General features: G+C 67.3%; 31 protein-coding genes. 3 read left to right on the top strand and 28 right to left on the bottom strand.

What is annotated here, in order from left to right; all coding sequences use genetic code 11:
• Positions 1-16 precede the first annotated feature (16 nt).
• The 3 genes from AC1RJ9_RS10570 to AC1RJ9_RS10560 all read right to left on the bottom strand — a co-directional run bounded on the left by AC1RJ9_RS10570 (position 17) and on the right by AC1RJ9_RS10560 (position 4625).
• Positions 17-2293 carry a DEAD/DEAH box helicase gene (locus AC1RJ9_RS10570; RefSeq protein ID WP_492839386.1) on the bottom strand — a complete coding sequence of 759 codons (2277 nt, stop codon included), beginning with the start codon at positions 2291-2293 and terminating at the stop codon, positions 17-19.
• Positions 2294-2559: 266 nt separating this feature from the next.
• Entirely contained in the window at positions 2560-3192 is a 633-nt protein-coding gene (locus tag AC1RJ9_RS10565; protein ID WP_492839385.1) for a DsbA family oxidoreductase, read from the bottom strand.
• A 107-nt stretch (positions 3193-3299) separates the two neighbouring features.
• Positions 3300-4625: a diguanylate cyclase domain-containing protein gene (locus AC1RJ9_RS10560; protein ID WP_492839271.1), complete on the bottom strand. Its 1326-nt coding sequence runs from the start codon at positions 4623-4625 to the stop codon at positions 3300-3302.
• A 207-nt stretch (positions 4626-4832) separates the two neighbouring features.
• Between AC1RJ9_RS10560 and AC1RJ9_RS10555 the strand changes: the two genes are divergently transcribed.
• Both AC1RJ9_RS10555 and AC1RJ9_RS10550 read left to right on the top strand, forming a co-directional pair.
• Positions 4833-5966: a CaiB/BaiF CoA transferase family protein gene (locus AC1RJ9_RS10555; protein ID WP_492839270.1), complete on the top strand. Its 1134-nt coding sequence runs from the start codon at positions 4833-4835 to the stop codon at positions 5964-5966.
• A 174-nt stretch (positions 5967-6140) separates the two neighbouring features.
• Entirely contained in the window at positions 6141-7106 is a 966-nt protein-coding gene (locus AC1RJ9_RS10550; RefSeq protein ID WP_492839384.1) for a YihY/virulence factor BrkB family protein, read from the top strand.
• Here the strand turns inward: AC1RJ9_RS10550 and AC1RJ9_RS10545 are convergent.
• The 16 genes from AC1RJ9_RS10545 to AC1RJ9_RS10470 all read right to left on the bottom strand — a co-directional run bounded on the left by AC1RJ9_RS10545 (position 7075) and on the right by AC1RJ9_RS10470 (position 15159).
• Complete coding sequence (locus AC1RJ9_RS10545) at positions 7075-7308, bottom strand: sulfurtransferase TusA family protein (protein ID WP_492839269.1); 234 nt, start codon at positions 7306-7308, stop codon at positions 7075-7077. The genes AC1RJ9_RS10550 and AC1RJ9_RS10545 overlap by 32 nt on opposite strands.
• Positions 7301-8038 carry a pseudouridine synthase gene (locus tag AC1RJ9_RS10540; RefSeq protein ID WP_492839268.1) on the bottom strand — a complete coding sequence of 246 codons (738 nt, stop codon included), beginning with the start codon at positions 8036-8038 and terminating at the stop codon, positions 7301-7303. The genes AC1RJ9_RS10545 and AC1RJ9_RS10540 overlap by 8 nt, the downstream gene beginning before the upstream one ends.
• Positions 8035-8943 carry a methyltransferase gene (locus AC1RJ9_RS10535; RefSeq protein WP_492839267.1) on the bottom strand — a complete coding sequence of 303 codons (909 nt, stop codon included), beginning with the start codon at positions 8941-8943 and terminating at the stop codon, positions 8035-8037. Before AC1RJ9_RS10535 ends, AC1RJ9_RS10540 begins: the two co-directional genes overlap by 4 nt.
• 135 nt (positions 8944-9078) lie before the next feature.
• Positions 9079-9315: a helix-turn-helix domain-containing protein gene (locus AC1RJ9_RS10530; RefSeq protein ID WP_492839266.1), complete on the bottom strand. Its 237-nt coding sequence runs from the start codon at positions 9313-9315 to the stop codon at positions 9079-9081.
• Positions 9305-9556 (bottom strand): hypothetical protein, encoded by a 252-nt coding sequence (locus tag AC1RJ9_RS10525; protein WP_492839265.1) that lies wholly within the window; start codon positions 9554-9556, stop codon positions 9305-9307. Before AC1RJ9_RS10525 ends, AC1RJ9_RS10530 begins: the two co-directional genes overlap by 11 nt.
• Positions 9557-9796: 240 nt before the next feature.
• A complete protein-coding gene (locus tag AC1RJ9_RS10520) occupies positions 9797-10108 on the bottom strand; it encodes a hypothetical protein (RefSeq protein WP_492839263.1) in 312 nt (103 codons plus the stop codon).
• A complete protein-coding gene (locus AC1RJ9_RS10515) occupies positions 10108-11052 on the bottom strand; it encodes a hypothetical protein (RefSeq protein WP_492839262.1) in 945 nt (314 codons plus the stop codon). Before AC1RJ9_RS10515 ends, AC1RJ9_RS10520 begins: the two co-directional genes overlap by 1 nt.
• Positions 11049-11750: a hypothetical protein gene (locus tag AC1RJ9_RS10510; protein WP_492839261.1), complete on the bottom strand. Its 702-nt coding sequence runs from the start codon at positions 11748-11750 to the stop codon at positions 11049-11051. Before AC1RJ9_RS10510 ends, AC1RJ9_RS10515 begins: the two co-directional genes overlap by 4 nt.
• Positions 11747-12532: a hypothetical protein gene (locus tag AC1RJ9_RS10505; RefSeq protein WP_492839259.1), complete on the bottom strand. Its 786-nt coding sequence runs from the start codon at positions 12530-12532 to the stop codon at positions 11747-11749. The genes AC1RJ9_RS10510 and AC1RJ9_RS10505 overlap by 4 nt, the downstream gene beginning before the upstream one ends.
• Before the next feature lie 8 nt (positions 12533-12540).
• Positions 12541-12837: a hypothetical protein gene (locus AC1RJ9_RS10500; RefSeq protein ID WP_492839257.1), complete on the bottom strand. Its 297-nt coding sequence runs from the start codon at positions 12835-12837 to the stop codon at positions 12541-12543.
• On the bottom strand, positions 12834-13037 hold the full coding sequence (locus AC1RJ9_RS10495; RefSeq protein ID WP_492839256.1) for a hypothetical protein: 204 nt from the start codon (positions 13035-13037) through the stop codon (positions 12834-12836). The genes AC1RJ9_RS10500 and AC1RJ9_RS10495 overlap by 4 nt, the downstream gene beginning before the upstream one ends.
• On the bottom strand, positions 13037-13654 hold the full coding sequence (locus AC1RJ9_RS10490) for a hypothetical protein (protein ID WP_492839255.1): 618 nt from the start codon (positions 13652-13654) through the stop codon (positions 13037-13039). Before AC1RJ9_RS10490 ends, AC1RJ9_RS10495 begins: the two co-directional genes overlap by 1 nt.
• Positions 13644-14159 (bottom strand): hypothetical protein, encoded by a 516-nt coding sequence (locus tag AC1RJ9_RS10485; RefSeq protein ID WP_492839254.1) that lies wholly within the window; start codon positions 14157-14159, stop codon positions 13644-13646. The genes AC1RJ9_RS10490 and AC1RJ9_RS10485 overlap by 11 nt, the downstream gene beginning before the upstream one ends.
• Positions 14152-14610 (bottom strand): hypothetical protein, encoded by a 459-nt coding sequence (locus AC1RJ9_RS10480; RefSeq protein ID WP_492839253.1) that lies wholly within the window; start codon positions 14608-14610, stop codon positions 14152-14154. Before AC1RJ9_RS10480 ends, AC1RJ9_RS10485 begins: the two co-directional genes overlap by 8 nt.
• On the bottom strand, positions 14607-14897 hold the full coding sequence (locus AC1RJ9_RS10475) for a hypothetical protein (protein ID WP_492839252.1): 291 nt from the start codon (positions 14895-14897) through the stop codon (positions 14607-14609). The genes AC1RJ9_RS10480 and AC1RJ9_RS10475 overlap by 4 nt, the downstream gene beginning before the upstream one ends.
• A complete protein-coding gene (locus tag AC1RJ9_RS10470; RefSeq protein ID WP_492839251.1) occupies positions 14890-15159 on the bottom strand; it encodes a hypothetical protein in 270 nt (89 codons plus the stop codon). Before AC1RJ9_RS10470 ends, AC1RJ9_RS10475 begins: the two co-directional genes overlap by 8 nt.
• A gap of 64 nt (positions 15160-15223) precedes the next feature.
• On the opposite strand from AC1RJ9_RS10470, the gene AC1RJ9_RS10465 reads away from it, so the two are divergent.
• Complete coding sequence (locus tag AC1RJ9_RS10465; protein WP_492839250.1) at positions 15224-15754, top strand: hypothetical protein; 531 nt, start codon at positions 15224-15226, stop codon at positions 15752-15754.
• A gap of 2 nt (positions 15755-15756) precedes the next feature.
• Here the strand turns inward: AC1RJ9_RS10465 and AC1RJ9_RS10460 are convergent, their stop codons facing one another.
• From AC1RJ9_RS10460 to AC1RJ9_RS10420, 9 genes are read right to left on the bottom strand one after another with little or no spacing between them, the layout of a single operon-like run.
• Positions 15757-16221: a hypothetical protein gene (locus tag AC1RJ9_RS10460; RefSeq protein WP_492839249.1), complete on the bottom strand. Its 465-nt coding sequence runs from the start codon at positions 16219-16221 to the stop codon at positions 15757-15759.
• Positions 16218-16910, bottom strand: coding sequence for a Rieske 2Fe-2S domain-containing protein (locus AC1RJ9_RS10455; RefSeq protein ID WP_492839248.1), 693 nt, complete (start codon positions 16908-16910; stop codon positions 16218-16220). The genes AC1RJ9_RS10460 and AC1RJ9_RS10455 overlap by 4 nt, the downstream gene beginning before the upstream one ends.
• Positions 16903-17340 (bottom strand): hypothetical protein, encoded by a 438-nt coding sequence (locus AC1RJ9_RS10450; protein WP_492839247.1) that lies wholly within the window; start codon positions 17338-17340, stop codon positions 16903-16905. The genes AC1RJ9_RS10455 and AC1RJ9_RS10450 overlap by 8 nt, the downstream gene beginning before the upstream one ends.
• On the bottom strand, positions 17340-17846 hold the full coding sequence (locus AC1RJ9_RS10445) for a hypothetical protein (protein ID WP_492839246.1): 507 nt from the start codon (positions 17844-17846) through the stop codon (positions 17340-17342). The genes AC1RJ9_RS10450 and AC1RJ9_RS10445 overlap by 1 nt, the downstream gene beginning before the upstream one ends.
• Positions 17843-18121: a hypothetical protein gene (locus tag AC1RJ9_RS10440; protein WP_492839245.1), complete on the bottom strand. Its 279-nt coding sequence runs from the start codon at positions 18119-18121 to the stop codon at positions 17843-17845. Before AC1RJ9_RS10440 ends, AC1RJ9_RS10445 begins: the two co-directional genes overlap by 4 nt.
• Complete coding sequence (locus AC1RJ9_RS10435; RefSeq protein WP_492839244.1) at positions 18121-18768, bottom strand: lambda exonuclease family protein; 648 nt, start codon at positions 18766-18768, stop codon at positions 18121-18123. Before AC1RJ9_RS10435 ends, AC1RJ9_RS10440 begins: the two co-directional genes overlap by 1 nt.
• Positions 18769-18770: 2 nt before the next feature.
• Positions 18771-19571 (bottom strand): ERF family protein, encoded by an 801-nt coding sequence (locus tag AC1RJ9_RS10430; protein ID WP_492839243.1) that lies wholly within the window; start codon positions 19569-19571, stop codon positions 18771-18773.
• A complete protein-coding gene (locus tag AC1RJ9_RS10425) occupies positions 19561-20463 on the bottom strand; it encodes a hypothetical protein (RefSeq protein WP_492839242.1) in 903 nt (300 codons plus the stop codon). The genes AC1RJ9_RS10430 and AC1RJ9_RS10425 overlap by 11 nt, the downstream gene beginning before the upstream one ends.
• Positions 20460-20810 (bottom strand): hypothetical protein, encoded by a 351-nt coding sequence (locus AC1RJ9_RS10420; RefSeq protein ID WP_492839241.1) that lies wholly within the window; start codon positions 20808-20810, stop codon positions 20460-20462. Before AC1RJ9_RS10420 ends, AC1RJ9_RS10425 begins: the two co-directional genes overlap by 4 nt.
• Between the last annotated feature and the right edge of the window lie 28 nt (positions 20811-20838).

Raw genomic sequence — 20838 nt, 5'->3', positions numbered from 1 at the left:
GAGGATCTTCGCCTAACTACTTCTTCTTGAACGGCTTACCGGCCGGCTTGCCGTCGAAGCTCTTGGCCTTGAAGGGCTTGGGGCCCTTGAACGGCTTGCCGGCGCCCGCGTCGTCGCGCTTACCGGCATAGGGCTTGGGCGTGTACGGCTTGGCGCCGGCGGCGTTGTCGCCGAACGCTTTCTTGAAGGGCTTCTTAGGGCCATCGCCGTCCGGACGCGGCGCGCGCTTAAATTCGCGCGGTGCATCAGCGCCGGCCTCGGCGCGCGGCTTGTAGGCGCGCTTCGGGCTGTCGGCGTCCTGCGGCGAGTATGGACGCGGCGCTTCGTCACGCGGGGCGCGTGGTTTGAAATCACGCGGCGCGTCATCGCCGCGCGGGGCGCGGGGCTTGAACTCGCGGGGCTTGTAGTCGCCCTTCGGCTCTTCGCCACGACCGTAAGGCTTGGCGTTGCTGACGCCGTCGTCGCCGTAGCTGGACGGGCGCGGGGTATGATCACGCGAGCCCGGCGCGTTGGCGCGCGGCGAACGCGGCGCGTCGTCACGGGGCGGACGGGGCTTGTACTCACGCGGCGCGGCGTCGTCGCGCGCCCCATGTTCGCGAGGAGGGCGCGGCGCATATTCGCGACGCGGGCCGGCTTCGCGGGCGGCCGGCGCCGTGGTCGGGGTGATCGAGACGTCCTCACGCACCGTCTGCTGGACCGCCGCGCCGAACTTCACGGCGGCTTCGGCCGAGATCTCGAACTTGGTGTCGTAGTCGAAGATCCGGATCGCGCCGATGTCCTTCTTGGTGATGTGACCCAGGCGGCAGATCAGCGGGATCAGCCACTTGGGGTCGGCGTTGTTGCGGCGACCGGTGTTGAGACGGAACCACTCCGAACCGTCCATGCTGACGCGCGGCTCGCGCTCGGGGCGGTCGCCAAAATCGCGCTCACCGCCGAATTCACGCGGCTCACGGCCGCGCGGACCCGGATCGGCGCCGTGGCGCGGGTCGTCGTAGATTTCTTCGGGAGCCGGCAGCTTGGCGCGGCGGGCGCGGATCAGGGCGGCGGCCAGCTCTTCCGGCGTGCGCTTTTCCAGCATGGCGGCGACCAGGCCGGCGTCGTCCTCGTTGGCGGGCTCGGAGAAGATCGGATCGTCGAGCAGGCGCTCGGTGTCCTTGACGCGGATCTCGTCGGCGGTCGGGGCGCCGCCCCATTGACCTTCGACGCCGGCGGCCATCAGCAGCTGTTCGGCCTTGCGACGGCGGGTGTAGGGAACGACCAGGGCCGAGACGCCCTTCTTGCCGGCCCGGCCGGTGCGGCCCGAACGGTGCAGCAGGGTGGCCTTGTTGACCGGCAGCTCGGCGTGGATGACGAGGCCAAGGTCGGGCAGATCGAGGCCGCGCGCGGCGACGTCGGTGGCGACGCAGACGCGGGCGTGTCCGTCGCGCAGGGCCTGCAGGGCGTCGGCGCGTTCGCGCTGGGAAAGCTCGCCCGAGAGGCCGACGACGTCGAAGCCGCGCTCGCGCAGCTTGGAATGCAGCGAGCGGACGCTTTCACGGGTGTTGGCGAACACCAGGGCGCCGGGGCTTTCGAAATAGCGCAGCAGGTTGACGACCGCGTGCTCGACCTCGTTGGGCGCGACGCGGACGGCGCGATATTCGATATCACGGTGCGGCTCGTTGCGGCCGATGGTGTCGATGCGGATGGCGTCGTTCTGGTAGCTCTTGGCCAGTTGCACGATCTCGCGCGCCAGAGTGGCCGAGAACAGCAGCGTGCGGCGCTCGGCCGGAGCGGCGTCGAGGATGAATTCCAGGTCTTCGCGGAAGCCCATGTCGAGCATCTCGTCGGCCTCGTCGAGGACGGCGACCTTCAGCTCCGACAGGTCCAGGTGGCCGCGCTCGATGTGGTCGCGCAGGCGGCCCGGGGTGCCGACGACGATGTGGGCGCCGTAGTTCAGGGCGCGCTGTTCGCGACGCGCGTCCATGCCGCCGACGCAGTTGACCACCACGGCCATGGCCTGGGCGTACAGCCACGTCAGCTCGCGATTGACCTGGATGGCCAGCTCGCGGGTCGGGGCGATGACCAGGCACAGCGGCGCGGCGGCGCGGCCAAAGATCTCTTCGTCACCCAGCAGAGTGGGGGCGGCGGCCAGGCCGAAGGCCACGGTCTTGCCTGAGCCGGTCTGGGCGCTGACCAACAGGTCGCGGCCTTCGGCATCGGCTTCCAGCACGGCGGCCTGGACGGGGGTGGGCTCGAGGTAGCCTTGAGCGGCGAGAGCCCGCTCGAGAGCGGGGTGGGAGGCGGGGAAGGGCATATGGGTCCAGTTCATTTGCGGGCCGCACACACAAACGCGCGGCTCGCGCCAATGACCAAATCGGGCCCCCTGAAGCCTGTAACGCTTCCCTCGGACCGCTTCTTGGTCGAATTCAAACGAAAATAGCCTCGTTTCGCGGTCGGGACGACTCCCGGACGGAGAAACGAGGCTTGATGAGCGGCCTTATGCGCCTGTCGCGGCGCAAAAAGCAAGCGGCTTGAAGTTTGGTGTCTTTCGAGGCCGATCCGGATGCTTGGCGGGCGCGATCAGGAGGCCGACGCCAGCGCCTGGTCAATCGCCTGGGCGATGCGTTCCGGGGATTCGGCCCCAACCACGGCGAGCTTGCCCGCGAAGATGGCGAACGGCACGCCCGTGACGCCGCCCTGCACGGCCATGGCGTGTTCCCGGGCCACGGCCTCCTTGTCGGCGCCTTCCGACAGCAGTTGCAGCACGACCATCCGCTCCATGCCGGCGGCCTCGGCGATGTCGCCCAGCACCATCGGGTCGCCAATGTCGAGGCCGTCGGTGAAATAGGCCTTGAACAGCGCCTCGACGACCTCGTCCTGCGCACCGGCCGTCAGGGCCCAGCGGATCAGGCGATGGGCGGCGTTGGTGTTGGGGGAGAATTCGATCGCCTCGAAGTCGAAGCGGATGCCCTCCTCGGCGCCGCCCTCGCCCAGGGCCGCGTGGGCGGCTTTCAGCTTCTCCGGGTCCTTGAACTTGCTGGCCATGTACTGCTTGCGGTCGACGCCTTCCTCGGGAAGCGTCGGGTCCAACTGGTACGGCCGCCAGATCAGCTTGGCCTCGACGTCGGGGCGCAGGGCCAGGGCCGACTTCAGACGTCGCCAGCCGAGATAGCACCAGGGGCAGACCACGTCGGCGACGACGTCGATGATCATCGGGGCGGTCTGGGACTGCTGGGCCACGGCTTACTCCTCGGGAACTGATGTCCGCTACAGGACAGGTTCCATATAGGAGCTGCCGTTACGGCGCCCAAGCGCGCGGTTCAGCTGGCCTCACGGCGCAGGGCGTTGGCGGCGGCGCGCTCCAGGGTCCGGACGGCGCTTTCGCCGCGCTGGACTTCGGCCACACCGATATCGAACTCGCAGACGAACGGCGGGCGGTCCTCGCCGGCGTCGAAGGCGGTGCAGCCGATCACGGCGGCGATCCGTTCCGCGGCGGCCTTGGCCGCGCCCAGATTGGTCGCGGGCAAGGCCAGGGCGAAGACTTCGGTGGCCAGGCGGGCCGAGGTGTCCTCGACGCGGACCAGGCGGCCGATCATCGAGCCGATCTGCGGGATGGCGCGGTCCAGCCACCCGTTCTGGCGAGCCCAGACGGTCTCGGGCTTGTCGGCGACGCGCAGCACGCAGATCGACAGCGGCCGGGCGCGCTCGGTCGCGGCCTTGGCCAGGCGCGCCAGGTGGGCGGCGAACAGGTCGCGGGTGAAGAGGCCCGTGGCGGCGTCCATCAGGCCCGAGCTGCGGGCCTTTTCCAGGGCGCCGCGGATGGATTCGCCGCGCCGGTAGCTGCGGGCCAGCTCCATGACGCGCAGGGCCGTCTCGACCTCGGGCGTCTCGGGCGAGGCCACGTCGGAGACGCCGCGATGGAACGCCTCGGACATGGTCACGTAGCTTTCGGCCTTCAGGTAGAGCAGGGCCGGGATGTGGAAGAGGCGGGTGTTGCGGCGCATGCCGGCCGCGATCGACAAGGCTTCCTGCTGGCTGTCACCGGCCCAAAGGACCACGGAATCGAAGGCCCGTTCGTGCAGATAGTCGAAGGCGGTATAGGCGGTGAAGGCGCCGACCACCTCGGCGCCGCTGGCCTGCAGGGCGTTCGACAAAGCCAGGAACTGCGGGGCCGGCTCGCCGACCGCCAGGATACGGATCGGCGTGTCAGGCGGTTCGGGGAGATCGAGGCGTCGGCCGCGCTCGCCGAAGGTCTCCAGGCGTAGCTCGAACTCTTCCTCGGCGATGGCGGTGCGCACCAGGCTCTCCAGGCGCAAGGCGGCCTGGGACGGGTGCAGCGGCGGCGAGAGGGTCAGGTCGAACGCCTGGTTGCGATAGTCGCCGTCGGGATCGCCGATGGCGATGACCGGCAGGCGGCGCGGGGCCACGGCGGCCTTCAGCCGGCGGGCCAGGGTCTGGGTCTCGGGACCGGCGCTAGCCAGATCGACGATGACGGCCTCGATCGGCAGGTCGCCCAGGGCGGCGAGGGCGGCGTACGGGCCGCGAGCTGTGATCGTGCGCCAGCCCAACCGGTCCAGCCCTTCGGCCAGCGGTCCGGCGCGAACATCGTCGCGCGCCACGATCAGGATCCGGGCGTCAACCGCCAAACCAACCTCCGCCCGAAATCTCGTGTGGCCAAGCCCACAACCCACCCTGAGATTCGACGCTGCAACATAGCAGAGGCTTTGCGTGGTCAAAGGTACGGAACGCCGCAGTTCGGAGCTAATCCTATCGGGGCTTGCCTGACCGAACGTCAGGGCCGTTCTAGTGGGTGCAACCGGCCGTCCGAAGAGCGCCGGAAGGGAGACGTAATCATGGGCCAGGGGCCGCTTTCGGGACTGAAGATCGTCGAGTTCGCCGGCATCGGTCCGGGACCGTTCTGCGGCATGCTGCTGTCGGACCTCGGCGCGGACGTGGTGCGGATCGACCGCAAGGGCCAGGGCCAGGGTCGCGGCTCGCCGGCCGACGTCACGGCGCGCGGGCGTCGCTCGGTGGCCCTGGACCTCAAGCACCCTGAGGCGATCGAGACCTGCCTCAAGCTGCTGGACCAGGCCGACGGCCTGATCGAGGGCTTCCGGCCCGGCGTCATGGAGCGGTTGGGCCTTGGCCCCGACGTCGTTCTGGCCCGCAATCCGAAGCTCGTCTACGGCCGCATGACCGGCTGGGGTCAGACGGGTCCCTACGCCAAGGCCGCTGGCCACGACATGAACTACATCGCCATCACCGGCGCCCTGGCCGCGATCGGCACAAGCGACAAGCCCGTGCCGCCGCTGAACCTGGTCGGGGACTTCGGAGGCGGGGCGCTCTACCTGGCCTTCGGCCTGCTGGCCGGGGTGATCCACGCCCGCGCCACGGGGCAAGGCCAGGTGATAGACTGCGCCATGAGCGACGGCGCGGCCTCACTGATGGCCATGTTCTACGGCTTCAAGGCCGGCGGCATGTGGAACGAGGGCCGGCGGACCAACATGCTGGATGGCGGCGCGCACTTCTACGACACCTACGAGTGCGCCGATGGCAAGTGGATCTCGATCGGCTCGATCGAACCGCAGTTCTACCTGCTTCTCTTGGAAAAGACGGGGATTTCCGACCCGCAGTTCCAGCATCAGATGAGCCGCGAGGAGTGGCCGCAGCTGCGTGAGAAGCTGGCCGCCGTCATCAAGACCAAGTCACGCGACGACTGGTGCGCGATCATGGACGCCACCGACGTCTGCTTCGCTCCGGTCCTGACCATGGACGAGGCGCCCAAGCACGCCCACAACGCCGCCCGCGAGACCTTCGTCGAGGTGGAGGGCGTCGTTCAGCCGGCCCCCGCGCCGCGCTTCTCGGCCACGCCCGGCGTCATCCAGGGGCCGCCGCCGAAGATCGGCGCCCACAATGACGAGGCCCTGGCCGATTGGGGATTCTCGGCCGACGCCATCGCCGGGTTGAAGGCGGCCGGAGCGCTCTGAAACCTGCTGATCGCGTTCAGGTTCGGTTCAGGCGCGAAGTCCCAGGTTGCGTGTGTCGACCGGCCGTCGCGCCATCCGTCCCTCGATGCGGCGGTCGGTTCACAGGACCTTCCTGCGGAGACGCGTCGCCTTCCCAAAGGCGGCGCGTCTTTGACTCTGGAGGCCCGCATCGCCATGGTCCGCCGGATGCAAGATCCGCAGCACCACATTCGTTGGCGCGACCTTCAGCTTGATCCGATCCACTGGGTGCGTGAAATCCTCCGCGTTCTGGGCCTGGCCCTGTCGCGCCTATGGGGTCGCGACGTCATGCTGTACGTCGGCGGCGTCTCGTTTTTCGCGCTGCTGGCCGTGTTTCCGGGGCTGGCGATTCTCATCGGCCTCTACAGCTTCTTCCTGACGCCCGAGAGCGCCGCGCGTCAGGCGACCAAGCTGGCCGAGCTGATTCCCTCAGGGGCTCGCTCGATGTTCCAGGACGAGCTTTCTCGCCTCGCCCATGCGCCTGGCCAGACCATCTCGTTGCAGAGCGGCGTGGTGCTGATCGTCGGCGCCTACGCCGCCCATCGCGGCTTCAAGGCGTTGCTGGCGGGGCTGTCGTTCATTCACGACGAGGAAGACCAGCGCGGCTTCTTCGGCTTCAACATCATGGCGCTGCTGGTCCTGATGGCCGCCTTTGGCCTGCTGTTCTTCATGTCAGGCGTGTTTCTGACGTTGCGTCTGCTGAGTTCGGCCATGGATCTGAAGCCGCTGGCCGGAGTCTCGTGGATCCAGTCGGAATGGACCTGGGCCAGCTTCGGCATCGTGGTCGGCATGAGTCTGGTCTACCGCTACGCCATGTCGCGCGGGGTGGTCGGCTGGCGCGCCTCGATCTCGGGCGGTGTCGCGGCGGCGGCCCTATGCGTGTTCATGTCGTGGGCCAGCGCCTTCTATGTCGAGAAGATCGTTCACCTGGGCGCGACCTACGGCTCGATCTCGGCGGTGATCATCTTCCTGATCTGGCTGTCGTGGAGCGTGAACGCCATCTTCTTCGGCGGCGCCCTGGCCACCGAGGTCGAGATCGCCCTGGACGAACGTCCCCGGGCCCTGCTGGAAGGGCCCAGGGCGATCCCGCTCAAGGCGCCTTCCGAATATGAAAACGGATAACTCCGCCCTCCTGGTCGGTGATCTCCAGCACGCTCGCGCCGATCTGACTGGCGAAGTGCGGGACGTCGATCCGGGCCATGGGATCGGTGGCTAGCAGAACGAGTTCAACGCCCGGCGCAGCGGCCTCGTGAGCCTTGCGCAGCTTCAGGGTCGGAACGGGGCAGTGGTGGCCGCGCGCATCGACCAGGATCGGCTCAGACATCGAAGACAGCCTCGGCCTCCGCGGCCGGCAAGATCCGATATTGGCCGGGCTCGAGGTCGGCGGGCAGGGTCAGGCCGCCGATCCGCTCGCGATGCAGCGTGACCACGTGGTTGCCGACGGCGGCGAACATCCGGCGGACCTGGTGATAGCGGCCCTCGGTGATGGTCAGCCGCGCGGTCTTGTCGTCGACGACGTCCAGTTGGGCCGGCAGCAGCGGCTTTTCCTCGCCTTCGAGCATCAGCGTTCCGGCGGCGAAGATCTCGCCCTCCGGGCCCCTCAACGTGCGGTCGAGCGTGGCCAGATAGGTCTTCGGCACATGGCGCTTGGGCGAGATCACCCGGTGCAGGAAGTCGCCGTCGTCGGTGATCAGGATCAGGCCGCTGGTGTCCTTGTCCAGGCGGCCGACCGTCGACAGGCCGGGATCGCGCAACCGCCAGCGGCGCGGCAGCAGGTCGTAGATCTTCTCGCCCTCTTCCTTGTGCGAGCACGTCACACCCAGCGGCTTGTGCATCAGCAGCACCAGCGGAGCCGGCGGATCGACCGCGACGCCGCGAATGGTCATGCGCTCGGGCAGCGCAGCGTCGACGGCGATGCGGGCCCCGGCGTCCTTCAGGATCTTGCCGTCCAGCACGACCTTGCCGCTGGCGACCAGGGCCTGGACGTCCTTGCGGCTGCCGTAGCCGAGATTGGCCAACAGCCGGTCCAGCCGGGCCATCAGCGCTTTCGTCATTTACGGGCCTCGAAGACCTTGTAGCCGCCGCCCTCGGCGGCCAGGCCGACCTTGGCGAAGCTCTCGCCCAGGATCGCCTCGTATGGCAGGTGGCGATTGGCCACCATCCACAGCACCCCGCCCTTGCGAAGGGCGGCGGCGGCCGAGGCGATGAAGGCCTGGCCCAGGGTCTTGTCCTCGCCGCCGCCATCATGGAACGGCGGATTGCTGACGATGAAGTCGAGATCCTTCAGTTCGGTCTGACGGACGTCACCCCAGACAAACTCGGCGCGCGGGTCGGAGACGTTGCGGCGGGCCACGTCCAGCGCGCGGCGGTCCAGCTCGACCAGGGTTAGCTTGGTGACTTTCGGCGAAGCCAGGACGTTGAGGGCCAGCAGTCCGATGCCCGCGCCGAAATCGGCCCCGGCTCCGGCGAACGGCGGCAGAACCTGGAGCAGGGCGTTGGTGCCGGCGTCCAGGCGATCCCAACTGAACACGCCGGGCTGGGTCCACAGGCCGTTCTCGGAAATCTGGCGCGGGGCTCCGGCGGCGATGGCCTCGGCCAGGCCCTTGATCACGGCGGGGCGGACCACGAGGCAGATGCGGTTGTGGCGACGGGCGCTCTCGCCAACCTCGCAGCCCAGGGCCTCGAGTTCCTTCTTCAGGCGCAGGCCGCCGCGATCCTTTGGGGCGAAGGCGGTCATGCGGCCGCCCGGCGTCAGAACACGCAACGCCTGGGCGAGGACAAATCGTCGCTCCACCGCGCCGGCGGGCGCGCGAACGGTCACGGCGGTAAAGGATTCGTCCGGAACCGAGGCGATGTCCCTCGAACCGGCGACCAGCGGCGACAGCTGCGCGGCTTCCGCCGCGGACGGCGCCAGGTCATGATCAGCCTGGCCATAGATCGCGGTATTGGAAGCCGACATGCTTGTCCTGAAAGGGTTTTCCGGTCGCCAAGAGCTCTGGCGGGCAGGGTGTCTAGCATACCCCCCTTACGCCACAAGGGTTTGCGGGGCTTTTCGGATCTGAGACCAAAGTTACAGCCTAACGGGTTCGCCCCGCTAGGCCGCTCGTCGGGGCACGGCCTGGGCGCTGGCCAGCATGGCGCGGATGTCTGAAACCTCAACGATGGTCAGTCGCCCGACCTTCTTGAGCGTGATCTTGCCGGCCGCGTGCAGCCGATAGATCGTTGGGCGCGACATGCCGGTAACCTCCAGGGCCTCGGCGATCGTGTAGGATAGGCGCTCGTCGGGGTTCAGGGTGCGCTTCGGACGCTCGGCGTAGCTCTCAGCCCCCATGTCCGCTCTCCTTGGTCTGGATTGCGCGGGCCGGCGCAACGTCCGAAAGCAGTTTGGTTCCGTTCAGATAGATGCGGACGCCGTTGAAAATCTGCTTGGCGAGCATCGATCGGGCCATCGCGTCGTTGACGCTGATCTTGCCCGCGCGCAGCTCGTCTAGATCGGAAACGAGCCCGGCGATGATATTCGGAATGCCAAGTTGCTCAGAGACGGGCGCGGTGACGTAATCGCGTTCAGCCATAGTGGACGCTCCATGTCTTGCGTGCGGCTTCAGTTCTCAGCGCCTCGGCAAGCGCCACGCCACGGATGACGTTGCGGCGGTCCATGAATGACCCGGCGAGGGGCTTGCCAACCCCGCGCGAATATTCTCGCTCACATGATCGACAGAGGGGCGGAATGATGCGTTCGGGTCCTCGCAGGTGGTTCCACCGCGTGTCCACCTCGCAAAGGCAAATCGCACAGGTGAAGTCGGTCTTCGTCTTCACGCTTCTCCCCCTTTGGCTTCTGGATGGGTGGCGACAAGAGGTAGTTCAGCCAGTTCCGACCTTTCGTCGGCTAGCCGATCCCCCTGCGCCGAGACCGGATGGAGATGGCGGAACGTCGTCGTCGCCAGTACCCGCGTGGAGCCATTGCAGAGGGCGCAAAACTCGTCGGGCGCCATGGTGTCGATAGCGCAATAGCGCCGATGACCGGTGCCTCCCGGCAACGCGACCTGGCCATGCATCCACCGATAGTCGCCGCACCATCCACACGGCTCCATGCAGCGCGGGCAATCCACCTCGCGTTCGGACATCACCGTCCTCCCTCCCTATCCGTAGGAGCGGGAGGGGCGAACACCTTCATCGAGACCGTGAAGTTGTGCAGGTCGCGGACCATGAAGCCGCCAGCCGCCACGCGGTTGTTGCGGAAGTAGAGGACCGCTCCGCCATCGTCTTCGTTGAAGGTGTAGTTGCGGATCTCGCGCGACGGGACCTTGCCGGTGTCGGCCGCCGCAATCGCGTCAATCCAGGCGTGAATGCGGGTCGCCGCGTCGATGGCGTCGCCGAAGCGTTCAACGGTCTCCACGTCCCCCGCCTGTCCTCCTACGGGCGGAGGAGCGGGAGTGGCGATCGGCAGTGCCGAGCCCTTAGGCTTCGACTTTTGCTTTTCGCGGATCTGCTCGACCTTGGTCCAGACGCGGGCCAGTTCACGATCGGCGGCTTCATCAATGTCCACGCCGATCGTGTTGCAGAGCGCGGCCAGAGTGACCATAACGCCGCCGACCTCATTCCACTTCTCGCCGACAGGCCGACTGAACACGTAGTCGACGAGTTGGTGCGCACGCGTCGCGTCGTAGCCGTTGGCTTGGCAGAGCTCCAACGCCTCCTCTATGAACCGGTCGTTTCGCTCCAGACGGTCGGCGGCAATCTCTTCGCCGAAGCACGCCAGCATCCACGGCGCAACGCGCTCTTGGAACGTCGCCACCGCTTCCGGCAGGGCGGCTTCATCACGGACAGAACCGGAAGAAGAGACGGATTCATCCCGGAGTTGCCCGGTGTGGACGGCTTCGCCGCCATCAGGGAGCGGCCTAAGGACTACACGCCACGCGGCGTCATCGTCGAGATGCACCGCCTCCGCATCGACCCGGCGGGCGTAGAACGTGGCGTCGGCCAAGTCCTTTACCCAGACCGTTCCGCCATCCTGCCAGGCCCGGTACTGGTCCATGTTGGCGTTCATGATCACCCAACCCTCGGTCATTCCGGTTGCTCCGCGTTGGTGCTTTCCATGTACGACTTGGCTGAGAGGAGTGCGGCCAGCGGCGTGGCGCCTTGGCCGATCAGATCCCACTCGCGGTCGTTGATGCTTCCGCTGCGCTCGTGGACGCGCCAGAACGTGTCCTCCTCCTCGGCGTCAAAGCCGTAGTCGAGTTCCAGGCTGGGGCGCTCGGCGAGCCAAGCCAGCATGTCGTGCGAGTGCGGGCGGGGCCACGCATCCGCGCACTGGTCTGTCAACCGTTCCGGGAGGCACCCTGCTTCTAGCGCAGGGTCACCAGGAGAGCAGCGGCCCTCCTGGCGGGCGGCGTCGAGCATCCAGGCCAGTTGTTCGAACCGCATGGTGATGTTGTTGCGGTCGATCGCCACGCCGCCGGGAACGTTACCGATCAGCGCGCGGTCTTCGGGCTTAAGGTCGGTCATGGGCTGCTCCGCGTACCGGTGTTGCGGAGGCGCATTGGCCGGATCAGCCAGGGCAGCCCGGATGTCTGCGGCCAGATCTGGGTTCGTCGCCTCAATGCTATCGGCGTAGGCGTTGGCCGCGACGACGGCGTGCGGATCGGCGCCAGAGAAGTCGAGCACCAGAGAGTAACGGCGATCAGCCGATATGGGCTTGCCGTCGACGCGCTCGATGATGAAGCGCGGCTCCAGGCCGCCGGTCGTGGCGCGAGTGGGTTCGGTCATGCTGCAATCTCCATCCATGGTTGGTGAGCTGAGATCAGGTCGGCGCTCAGGCGCGCCGCATCCATCTTTGGAATAGCCAGGGCGAACTTGGTCCCGCCGGAGCCGTCGGTGCTGTCCGCGCCGGCGTCCAAGGCTGCCCTGAAGCGTTCGCCGGTGTTCACGCGTCCTACGTGGTACCAACAGCGCTTGCGGCGGCAGAACGCGCCCCACTTGCCCATTTCCTTGATCTTCCACTCGGTAGAGCCGCCGAGGAAAATCCCCACGCGCTCGTTGACGAGGTGCTCAAGGTCTTCAGGCTCAATGCCGTCTTGGACAGGGATCAGCACAAGGTCGGACGCCGACGCGCACCGGTTCATCCACCGGATCGACAACTCCAGCGATCGGCGACCATCGGCGATGATGTCCGGAAGGATCAGGAAGTCCGGCTTCCAGCCTTCGCTGGCCATCTTCTCAAGAAAGCGCTCGTATTGCTCTTCCTGGAACGGGAGGTTCTGTTGCGTGGAGGCCCAGACGCCGTTGTCGCCGCAGGACGGGAAGCCCTCGGTCCGCCAGACGCCGCCAGCGGACACGAGCAGGCGCCACCCGGCCTTCCACATCAGAAAGAGGTTTCGAGCCGTGCCCGTGCGGCTGGCATAGCAAAGCATGGGCACGCCTGGCCGCAGCTTCCCGCGCTCGATGGGGAATTCCCACACGCCGCCGTAAGGAACGTTGCGGCATACCTTCCGATAGACTTTCCCGGTCTTCTTCGGCCCGTACCGGACGCCGATGTCGAAGTCGCGCATGCGGACCATCACGGCCTCACACAGGCGTAGATCCGCTCCAGCGGGCGGTTCACGTCCACGATGCGGCAACCCGTCAGGTGCTCAGCGACCCAGCGGCCAATGTCCTCCGCGCGCGAGAGGCCGTCGCCGAGGTCGGTGTGGTCGATCTGGTCCAGCACGGCTTTGAGCTTCTGCTGAAGTTCGACCGCGTCTCCGTCGCCAAACCAGGCCACGACCTCGTATGTGTGGCCATGCAGCGGGCCGCCGCCCTTAGGACGGTGGGCGATGCTCAGGACAGCGCCGACGCCGATGAGGGCTTCGCTCACGCCTCCCTCCCGTCCTCTAGCGCCGCACGGCCGGCAGCGGTGATCTGCATGATGTTGAGGTCTTCGGATCGATACCGAAACCTAATCAGGCCAGCCTTTGCGAGGCCCATCACGGGCGGGTTCGCCAGAGAAGTCGAAAGCTCTCCATGCTTGACGAGCGCCGCCAAGAAGGCGCGATCTTTGTCGGTCAGCTTCCCCATCACCCTTCCCCTTGTTCATGGACGGGCCGGCAGCAGTAGTGATCGCCGCTCGCTCCCCGCCACAGACGGATGCATCGGCAGCGGATGCCAGGCGGAAGGCGTCTGAAGCCCTCGGGCGGATTGTCAGGGTTCGTGGCGAGCGCAGCCGTCGCAGGGGCGGGACGGTGTTCTGGACACGGCCCGTCATCTTCGGGGTCGCTGCAAATCGCGCACGGACCCCCGTCTTCTCCCTCCCCCTCCCCGCCCTTAGACAGGAGAGCGCGGATCACGTCGCCGGACATGACGCCCTGAGACCAACGAATGTAGCTGTCGGGCAGCGCGGCGTTGATGGCGGGACGGCCGTCCAGAACCTCTTGAAGAAGGTCGCATTCGGCTTTCGCCTCATCGCGTTCCGCAGTCCGCTCCAGCACAGCCTGTTGCAGGATAGAGCGGGCCTCGTTGGCTTCGGCGAGGGCGGCGAGAACCGTGTCGACCGCGTTGGCGTAGTTGCTCGCCTCGATCGCCACGGCCGCAAGCTGCGGGTTCGGGTCGAAGATGTCCCCGCGCTTGGCCGTTTCACGCGCACGATCGCGGCTCTGGGACAGCCGCTCAACGGCGGCCTGGATGTCAGCGGTCATCGGAGGGCTCCTCGGCAAGGACGCGGTCCTTCTCGGCGTCGGTCAGCGAGAAGCGGTGGCTCTCGATCTTGATCGGGGAGTTGCCCCAATCGAACGCCCGGTAGCGCAGCGATGACGGGCCATCGGGACCGGTGCGCAGTTCGTAGACCGTCCGACCTGGCCCGAGGCTCGTGTAAAACACGTCCTTGCCAAATTGCTCCGCGAAGGCGATTTCGCGGCGCGTGCTCTCGCCGATGTAGCCGCCGGGATTGATGACCACGATGGCATGGCTGGCGTCGATCTTGGCGATGTGGATATGGTCGAGCCGTTCCTTCTCCTCGGGCGTGAACGTATCGCCGCTGTGGCCGAAGCCCGCGACGGAATAGACGAGGAAGCCGGCCAAGGTCAGGCGCTTGTTCCACAGTTCGTACTCGTCGCGGAACTTGGTCGATCCGCACAAGGTGATGCGGCCGACTTCCTTGCGCGTCACGTCCCAAGACGCGGTGATTTCCGTGATCTTAGACATTGCTGTCGGCCTCGCTCTTATTATGGGAGAGGGCAGCGTCGATGCGCGCTTGTGTTCTCTGGCCTTGCGAGCTCCGAAGGCTAATCAGAAGGTTCTCGTAGACCGCCACCTGCTGTTCGGCCTTCTCAGCGCGGGCGGTGAGGTCGGCGATATCGGCCTCGGCGCCCTTGGCCTCGCTTTCAGCGTTGCCGTAGTCGTGCAGCGCGTCGTCAAGCTTGTTGGTCAGGTCTTCTATCCGCCCCTCTGCTTCTTCAAGGGCGGTGAGAAGGGAGAGGATGACGTCGTGGAATGAACGATCCTCGACCAGGGCGATGTCGGCCGCTTCGGTGGCGTTATAGTTCTCGACGCTGTCGTTAGCCTCGTATGCGGCATAGGCGGCTTTGGCCTTCAGCGCCTTCGCCTTCAGGTCTGCCAGCACTTCAGGTGATAGGGTGTCGGTGTTCTCGGTCATGGGTGTTGCGCTCCGAAAAGGTCGCCCTGGGCCGGCGAGATCTCGCGAAGCCATGCGTCGACGGGAGGGGTGATGCGGCTTGACAAGCCGTGGCGGATCTGGCGCGCGGCGGCTGATATGGCGGCGCCGCGGTTGCTGTGGACCTGAAGGCCAACCGGGAAGCTGACCCAGGCGGCCGAGCCCTCAGCGTCGAAGCCAACGCTGTAGCCGGCGGCCTCTGGGGCGAGGATCAGGCGGCAACGGCCGGGGCCGGTGAGGATCTCGGCAGTGGTCTCGCCCTTACCCACGGCCCGTCTCCTTCGAGGAAGGGCCGCGCCGCTCAAGCCAGGACCGGAAGGCGACAGCGTGGGTCGGGCACAGGTCCTTGCCCTCCTCCGGCGCCGTGGAGCAGGCGGCGCAGATCTTGGCGTCACAGGTCCCGCCCTCGACCTTCCAGTCACAAAGGAGGTCGGCCGGGCGACCAGAGCCGCAGGCGCAGCGCTTCGGCTTGACCTTGGGGCCGCAGACGAAGCCGGTGACGCCGTTGATGCTGAAGGGGGTGCAGGGCATCAGAGGCCCTCGACCTTGACCATGCGCGCGGTCATGCTGCCCTCCGGAGTTGATGGAGGGGCTGATGCACGTAGGATTTCCGGTGGAAGTAGTCGGCGACGGCATAGACTGGCCCGCCTGGGTTCAGGCTGTCGGGTCGGTCGCCGCGATCTTCTTCTCGGTCCAGATCCAGCGGAAGACTGCGCTCGAAGCTGACGCTGAGCGCTACTCGGCCCTCGAAGGCGTGTTCACGTTGGCCTACGAGGTTGCTCGCGACTACCAAAATGCATGGCGGGAATGGATCTCCGGATCTCTCTTGGAGCCGTTCGATAAAAATCGCATCGTCTACGCTGACGGCTTTTTGGCCGAGGTTCCGACCTTTGCCCTCGGCAACCCGATTGCCGCTAAGCTCGTGAGGAACATGCGCGACATTTTGGCTGAAACCTCGTCGTTCGGCTGGCCGCGTCCCGCCGTACCGCCCGAAGCCAGCACGGCTAAGAGGGCAGACAATTTGGCCAAGGTGGTGGAGTCCGCTCTGGGATATGAGGCCCTCGTACGCGCAAGCGCGGAAAAGAAGCGCCACCGGGCGCGGTTCTGGTGGGTGCCTGGTGCGTAGGGTCAACGGCCCATCTCCGAATGGGCAGCATCACGAGCGGCGTTGAATGTAGCGCCGTCGGCAGCAAAGCCTTTGTGCTGCGTGGACATGTGGCGCTGCAGGTTCACGAAGGACCGATTGCAGCAGGGGCAGAGGCCGGCGGCGGCGCGGTTCTTCAGGCGCGTGACCTGGCCCCGGGCGGCGCTCGCGCGGCGTTCGGCGGCGGCGCGCATCTCCTCACGCTCGTTGGCCGTGTTCCAGGCGATCCGCTTCTCGTCTTCGACCTGGGCGACCTTCTGGGCCAGCCGGTCACGCTCGCGGCGAAGGAGGTCTGCTTCCGAAGGCCCCTCGCTAAAGATTTGCCCATGGCCGTAGGAGCAATAGAACGAGACCTTCTCGCTCGCCTTAGCCGCCCGGTAGTGGCTTTCAGGCAGGCCGAACACCGTCTTGCACCGGTAGCAGGTGACCTTGATCAGGGCCTCGTTCATGCTTCCGCCCCTGTAGGCCCGGGAACGGGAAGGGCGGCATTGGCACCGGGAGGCACCACCCCACGGGACTCGTAGGCGTGCGCTAGGGCCTCGCCAAAGGTCGGAGCCGGCTTCGGCGCAGGGGTCAGCACGACGCCGCTGACCGCATCAACCTTCAGGCCATGCAGCGGACAGGTGATCACGCCGTTGGCGTCGGGCTCGACGCTGCCCATGGGCCAATTCTGGTGCGGGCAGACCCAGCCGGAGCGGGCGCGGGAGCACTGGTGGCCCGCGTAGTGCTCGTTCAGCTTCTCGACCGCAGGCGCGTCGCTGAACTGATAGTCCAGCACCGTTCGCTTGCAGGTCATGACCCGCCAAACCAGCGGTGGCAACGGGCGGGCGTATTCCCCACGGCGATGCGGAGCGATCGGCGTGCGTTGCGCGATCTTTAGAGCGATGGGGTCGCCACTCCTCCCGGCGTCCCACCAGACGTCGGCGCCCATTCCCCGCCAGATCCGCGTATCGATGAAGCGCGGGTCAGCGTGATAGTGCTCCTCCTTGAAGTTGAAGAACCGGGCATCGTCATGCAGCGGCAGGAACACCGGCCATGCGCGCGGCTTGTCTCCTCGCCACAGCCATTCGACGGTCGGGACTAGATAGCGGCGGCCGACGACTGGCGGCGCTGAAAGATTGGTGATGCGCTCAGCCATGATCGTTCTCCCTGGCGGCTCTGGCCGCCTTCTTGGTGGGGCCGATTGATCCGTCGAACTTGCGGGTGCGGCTGGAGAAGCCGGCCGACTTGATCGGGACCTTCCGGCGGCCGATGCCGACCTCGCCGGCCAGGCGCTTGGCCTTGGCGATGGCGGGGATGTCGCGATCGGCGGTCTTCTTGTCGGAGCAGGGCTTGCGCCATAGCTCGCGGTTCTCGACGGCGTCGGAGCCGCCCAGGGCGCGCGGGATCCGGTGCTCGTCCGTCACCTTCTCGCGAAGGGCATCGAGCTTGACGCCGCAGCCGCACCCGCACTTGCCGTTCTGGTCCAAGCAGAGCTGGAGGTATTCGGCGCGGGTGAGGGGGCGGCGGGGCGCGGTGTTGGCGGTGACGGGGGCGCGCTCGGGAACGATCGTGATTTCCGGCTTCATCAGGCGGCCTCCGCCTGCTTGCGCAGCGTGGTCACGTCCACGCCGATGAGGTTGGAGACGAAGGCGAGGATGGCCTCCTTGCTCGCCCTGAACTCCTCGCGCGGCATGGCGCCTTCGGCTTGGCTCTTGGGCGTGCGAACGATGACCCAGGTCCCCCGGCGGCTGACCAAGGCGAAGCCGTCGGCGTTGGCCGCGAAGGTCGCCGTCTTGCAGGCGTCTTCCTCGGTCTCGTGGGCGATCCTGGCCTCGTTGTAGAAGCCGGTGCGGACGAGGGCCTTTTTGCGGAGCATTTCGGGCGAGGGGAACTCGTTGCCCAGGTGATGGGGCAGGTTCTCCCAGGCTAGGCGGATCAGCGCGAAGAAGTGGCGATGATCTTCAGGGGTCCGGTCGGGGACCATGAGATAGCCGTAGCCATGCGTGAACATGGCGGCGGCGCGGCGCGCGTAGTCGGGCTGCACCCGAAGGGCGCGGGCCTTCCCGTCCCAGATAAAGCCGATGCCGTTCATTCGGGCCAAGCTCCGAAGATCGCGTTGCGGGCGGCCTCGGCGGCGCCAGCGTCGCGGAATTGAAGGGTGAGGGCGGCCGAACCGTCGGCGCCCTGGGCGACCTGGCCGTGGTCGGTGACCTGACCGAAGGCGCGGAGGTCGCGGACGGTCTCGCCGAACCGGCGCAGGTTCGCCGCCTCGCTCTCGCGGATCTTCGCGCCCTTGGCCTCGGCCGCGCGCTGTTCAGCGGCAAGCCGGGCCTTGGCGGCGTGGGAGAGCGGGGCGGCGGGCTGCATCAGGCGGCCAGGGCGGTCGGCTGGCCGAAGGCCAGAACCTGGGCGACCAGTTTGTCGAGTTCGTCGTTGAACTCGCGGACCTCGCGCGCCAACTCGGCGATATAGAACTCGTCGCGGTAGACGCGGACGATCGGCATGGGCATGCCGGGGCAGTAGAAGGCCAGATCGACCCAGGCGCGGTCGGTGACCCAGAGCTGGCCCTGGACCTGGGCCTTATGCTCGGACGGACAAGTTTCGTCCCAGCCCGTGATCAGTTCGACCATCAGGTGCGGGGCCTTGGTCTTGATCTCCAGCAGGCCGTCATCGGCGACGGCGCGGTCCGGGCTTGCGCCGGCGCGAATGGCGTCGTTGCGGGCGAACCCGACCTTCTGGACTTCGACGCCCTGGATGAAGGCATAGTGCGCGGCCGCGTCGTCTTCCTGGGCGTGGCCGCGTTCCATGTCGGCGTTGGTGAAGTTCACCATCGGCCGCTTTTGGATGATCTCGCCGGCCAGCTTGCGCATGTAGGTGTTGCGGGTCTTGCGCTCGCCGCCGGCCTTGGCCGCCTTGGCGAGCACGTCGCTGAACGCCGAGGCCGTCGGGATGCCGAGGCGGGCGGCGGCCCATTCGGGCGAGTTCTGATCGCAGTCGATGAAGCGAACAGACATGGTCAGGCGGCCTTTCGTTGGTTCAGCAGCCGGATGGCGTGCTCGAACTGGTTGGAGGGGAGGGCGGAGAGGTCGGAGATCTTGAAGACCCGCAGGAAGCCGGCCTCGTCGCCGCCGGTGCGGTCGATGAGGTTGGCCAGTTCCGTGACCTGAAGGGCGGTGATGGCCGAAGGCGGTGGCGCTACGACGTTGCCGTCCCCGTCCTTGGCGACGGCGATATTGAAGGCCAGGCACAGCAGGTAGCGCTGGGCGTAGGTGAAGGCCGACGCCGCGGCGTGGATCAGGGTTTGAACCTGCTCGCCGTCCTCGACGCCGTCGGACGGGAAGTCGGCCCGGTGCGTCTCGCGATGGCCGTCCACGTGGGTGAGGACGATGACCACGCGTTGGTGGCGCTGGAGGTCCGACGGCTCGGTCGTGAAGCCCACCGTGAATCCGGCCGCCGTGTAGAGCGGGCGAAGGACAGCGTCGAGCGCCGGATAGGTGGCGTATTGGCTGTCGAAGTCGCTGTTGATGGCGTTGGCGCGGATAGCGGTCATGGCCGCCTGCACGCCGTTCATGGCGACGGTGAAGGCCCGGCGCCCGGCGTCGTCGATCGCCTCGCGGTACATCGTCCGCATCAGCTCCATCTTTTCGACAGACACCGCCGGGTCGATGAGGCCCTTGGCCATGGCCTGGAGGATGGCCGGGGCGTCGGACTTCACGACGTGGAGCTTCGGCTTGACCGATGCGGGGCGGACGCGCGCGGCCGGCGCCGGGGGCGGCGCGGGCTCGGCGGCGAACTGGTCGAGGACGTCAGCCAGCATTGCGGCTCTCCAGGGTGAGGGTGAGGTGGGCGATCTGGTCGCGGCCGATGGCCAGGACGACGGCCTTGGCGGTCTCCTCGTCGAGGCGGCAGACCTTCATCAGGTCAGCCTTGGCCAGGCCCAGGGCGGTCAGCAGGGCCGACGGCTCGGGAGGGGGCGGTGAAGGCGGAGCGGTGGGGGCCGGCGGGGGCGCGCTGAACGCCACGGTCTCGCCATGTGCGACAGCGGCCGGCGCCGGGGCGGCGGCCAGGCGCTCAGCCTCCGCATCGCGCAGCCGCTTCAGATCCGCCGCGTCCTGCTCTTTCTGCTTGGCCTCGGCGATTGCCGTGGTCAGGGCGGCGATGGCCGTGGCCCGCAACCGTTCGCACGCGTCCCGGTGCTCGGGCTCGAAGTCGTTCGGCAGGAGGTAGTCGCGAACGGCCTGGAGGCGGGCTTCCAGCGTGGCCGCCGTGTCGTTCAGCAGGACGACAGGAGCATCCTGCAGGAACTTGAACGCCGCCTCGGCGCGAGCCTTCTTGTCGGCCTCCGCCTTCTCCCAATCGGTCAGGGGCTTGCGCGCCTTGACCGCGAGGTCGTTCAGCTTGGCCTCGGCGACCTTGCCGGCCGCGTTGACGGCGGCGGTCTGCTTGCGCCAGCCCTCAGTCAGGCCCAGGCGGGCCTTGTCGATGGCGGCCTTTCGCGTGTTGCTGCGATAGGCGAGCGACGCGATGGCCTTGCGGCCCGTGTCCGTGGTCAGGTCGGGCGTGTGGGCGTCGACCTCGGCGGCGCAGGCGGCATAGAAGGCGGCGGCCTTCTTCTCCTCCTGGAGGACGATGCCAGCGTCGGCTTCGAACTCAGCCAGGATGTCCGCGCCAGCCTCGGCCGACGCTTCAACGGGGGTGATGGCGTTCATGCGAACACGCGAGCCAGGGCGGGCCCTTCCAGCTTCATGGCGGTGGCCATGCGCTCGCCGGTGATGGCGGCGTCTCGCGCGGCGATGATGCGCGCCTCTTCGCGAGCGTAGCGCTCAGCCGCCTTAGCCGCCGCCTTCTGTTCCGCCTTGGCGTCCATCCGAACTTGGCGGAGGGCCTTCATGGACTTCAGCAGCGCGGCGCGGGCGATAGCGCCCTCGACCAGGGCGGCGTCGATCTGGTCGAGCGGCAAAGAGCGGCCGACGAGCCGGTCGAACCGGATCGCGGCGGCCGAAGCCGTCTGCGCTGGCGTGGAAACGGTGATCGGGATGGCGACGGGCCAAACCATGGCTATTCCCCTCTCTGGGCTAGAACCG

This window comes from Caulobacter sp. GW822-FHT07D08 (genome assembly GCF_058798735.1).
The sequence above is the reverse complement of the archived record's forward strand: the minus strand, read 5'-3'. Positions and strand labels throughout refer to the sequence as shown.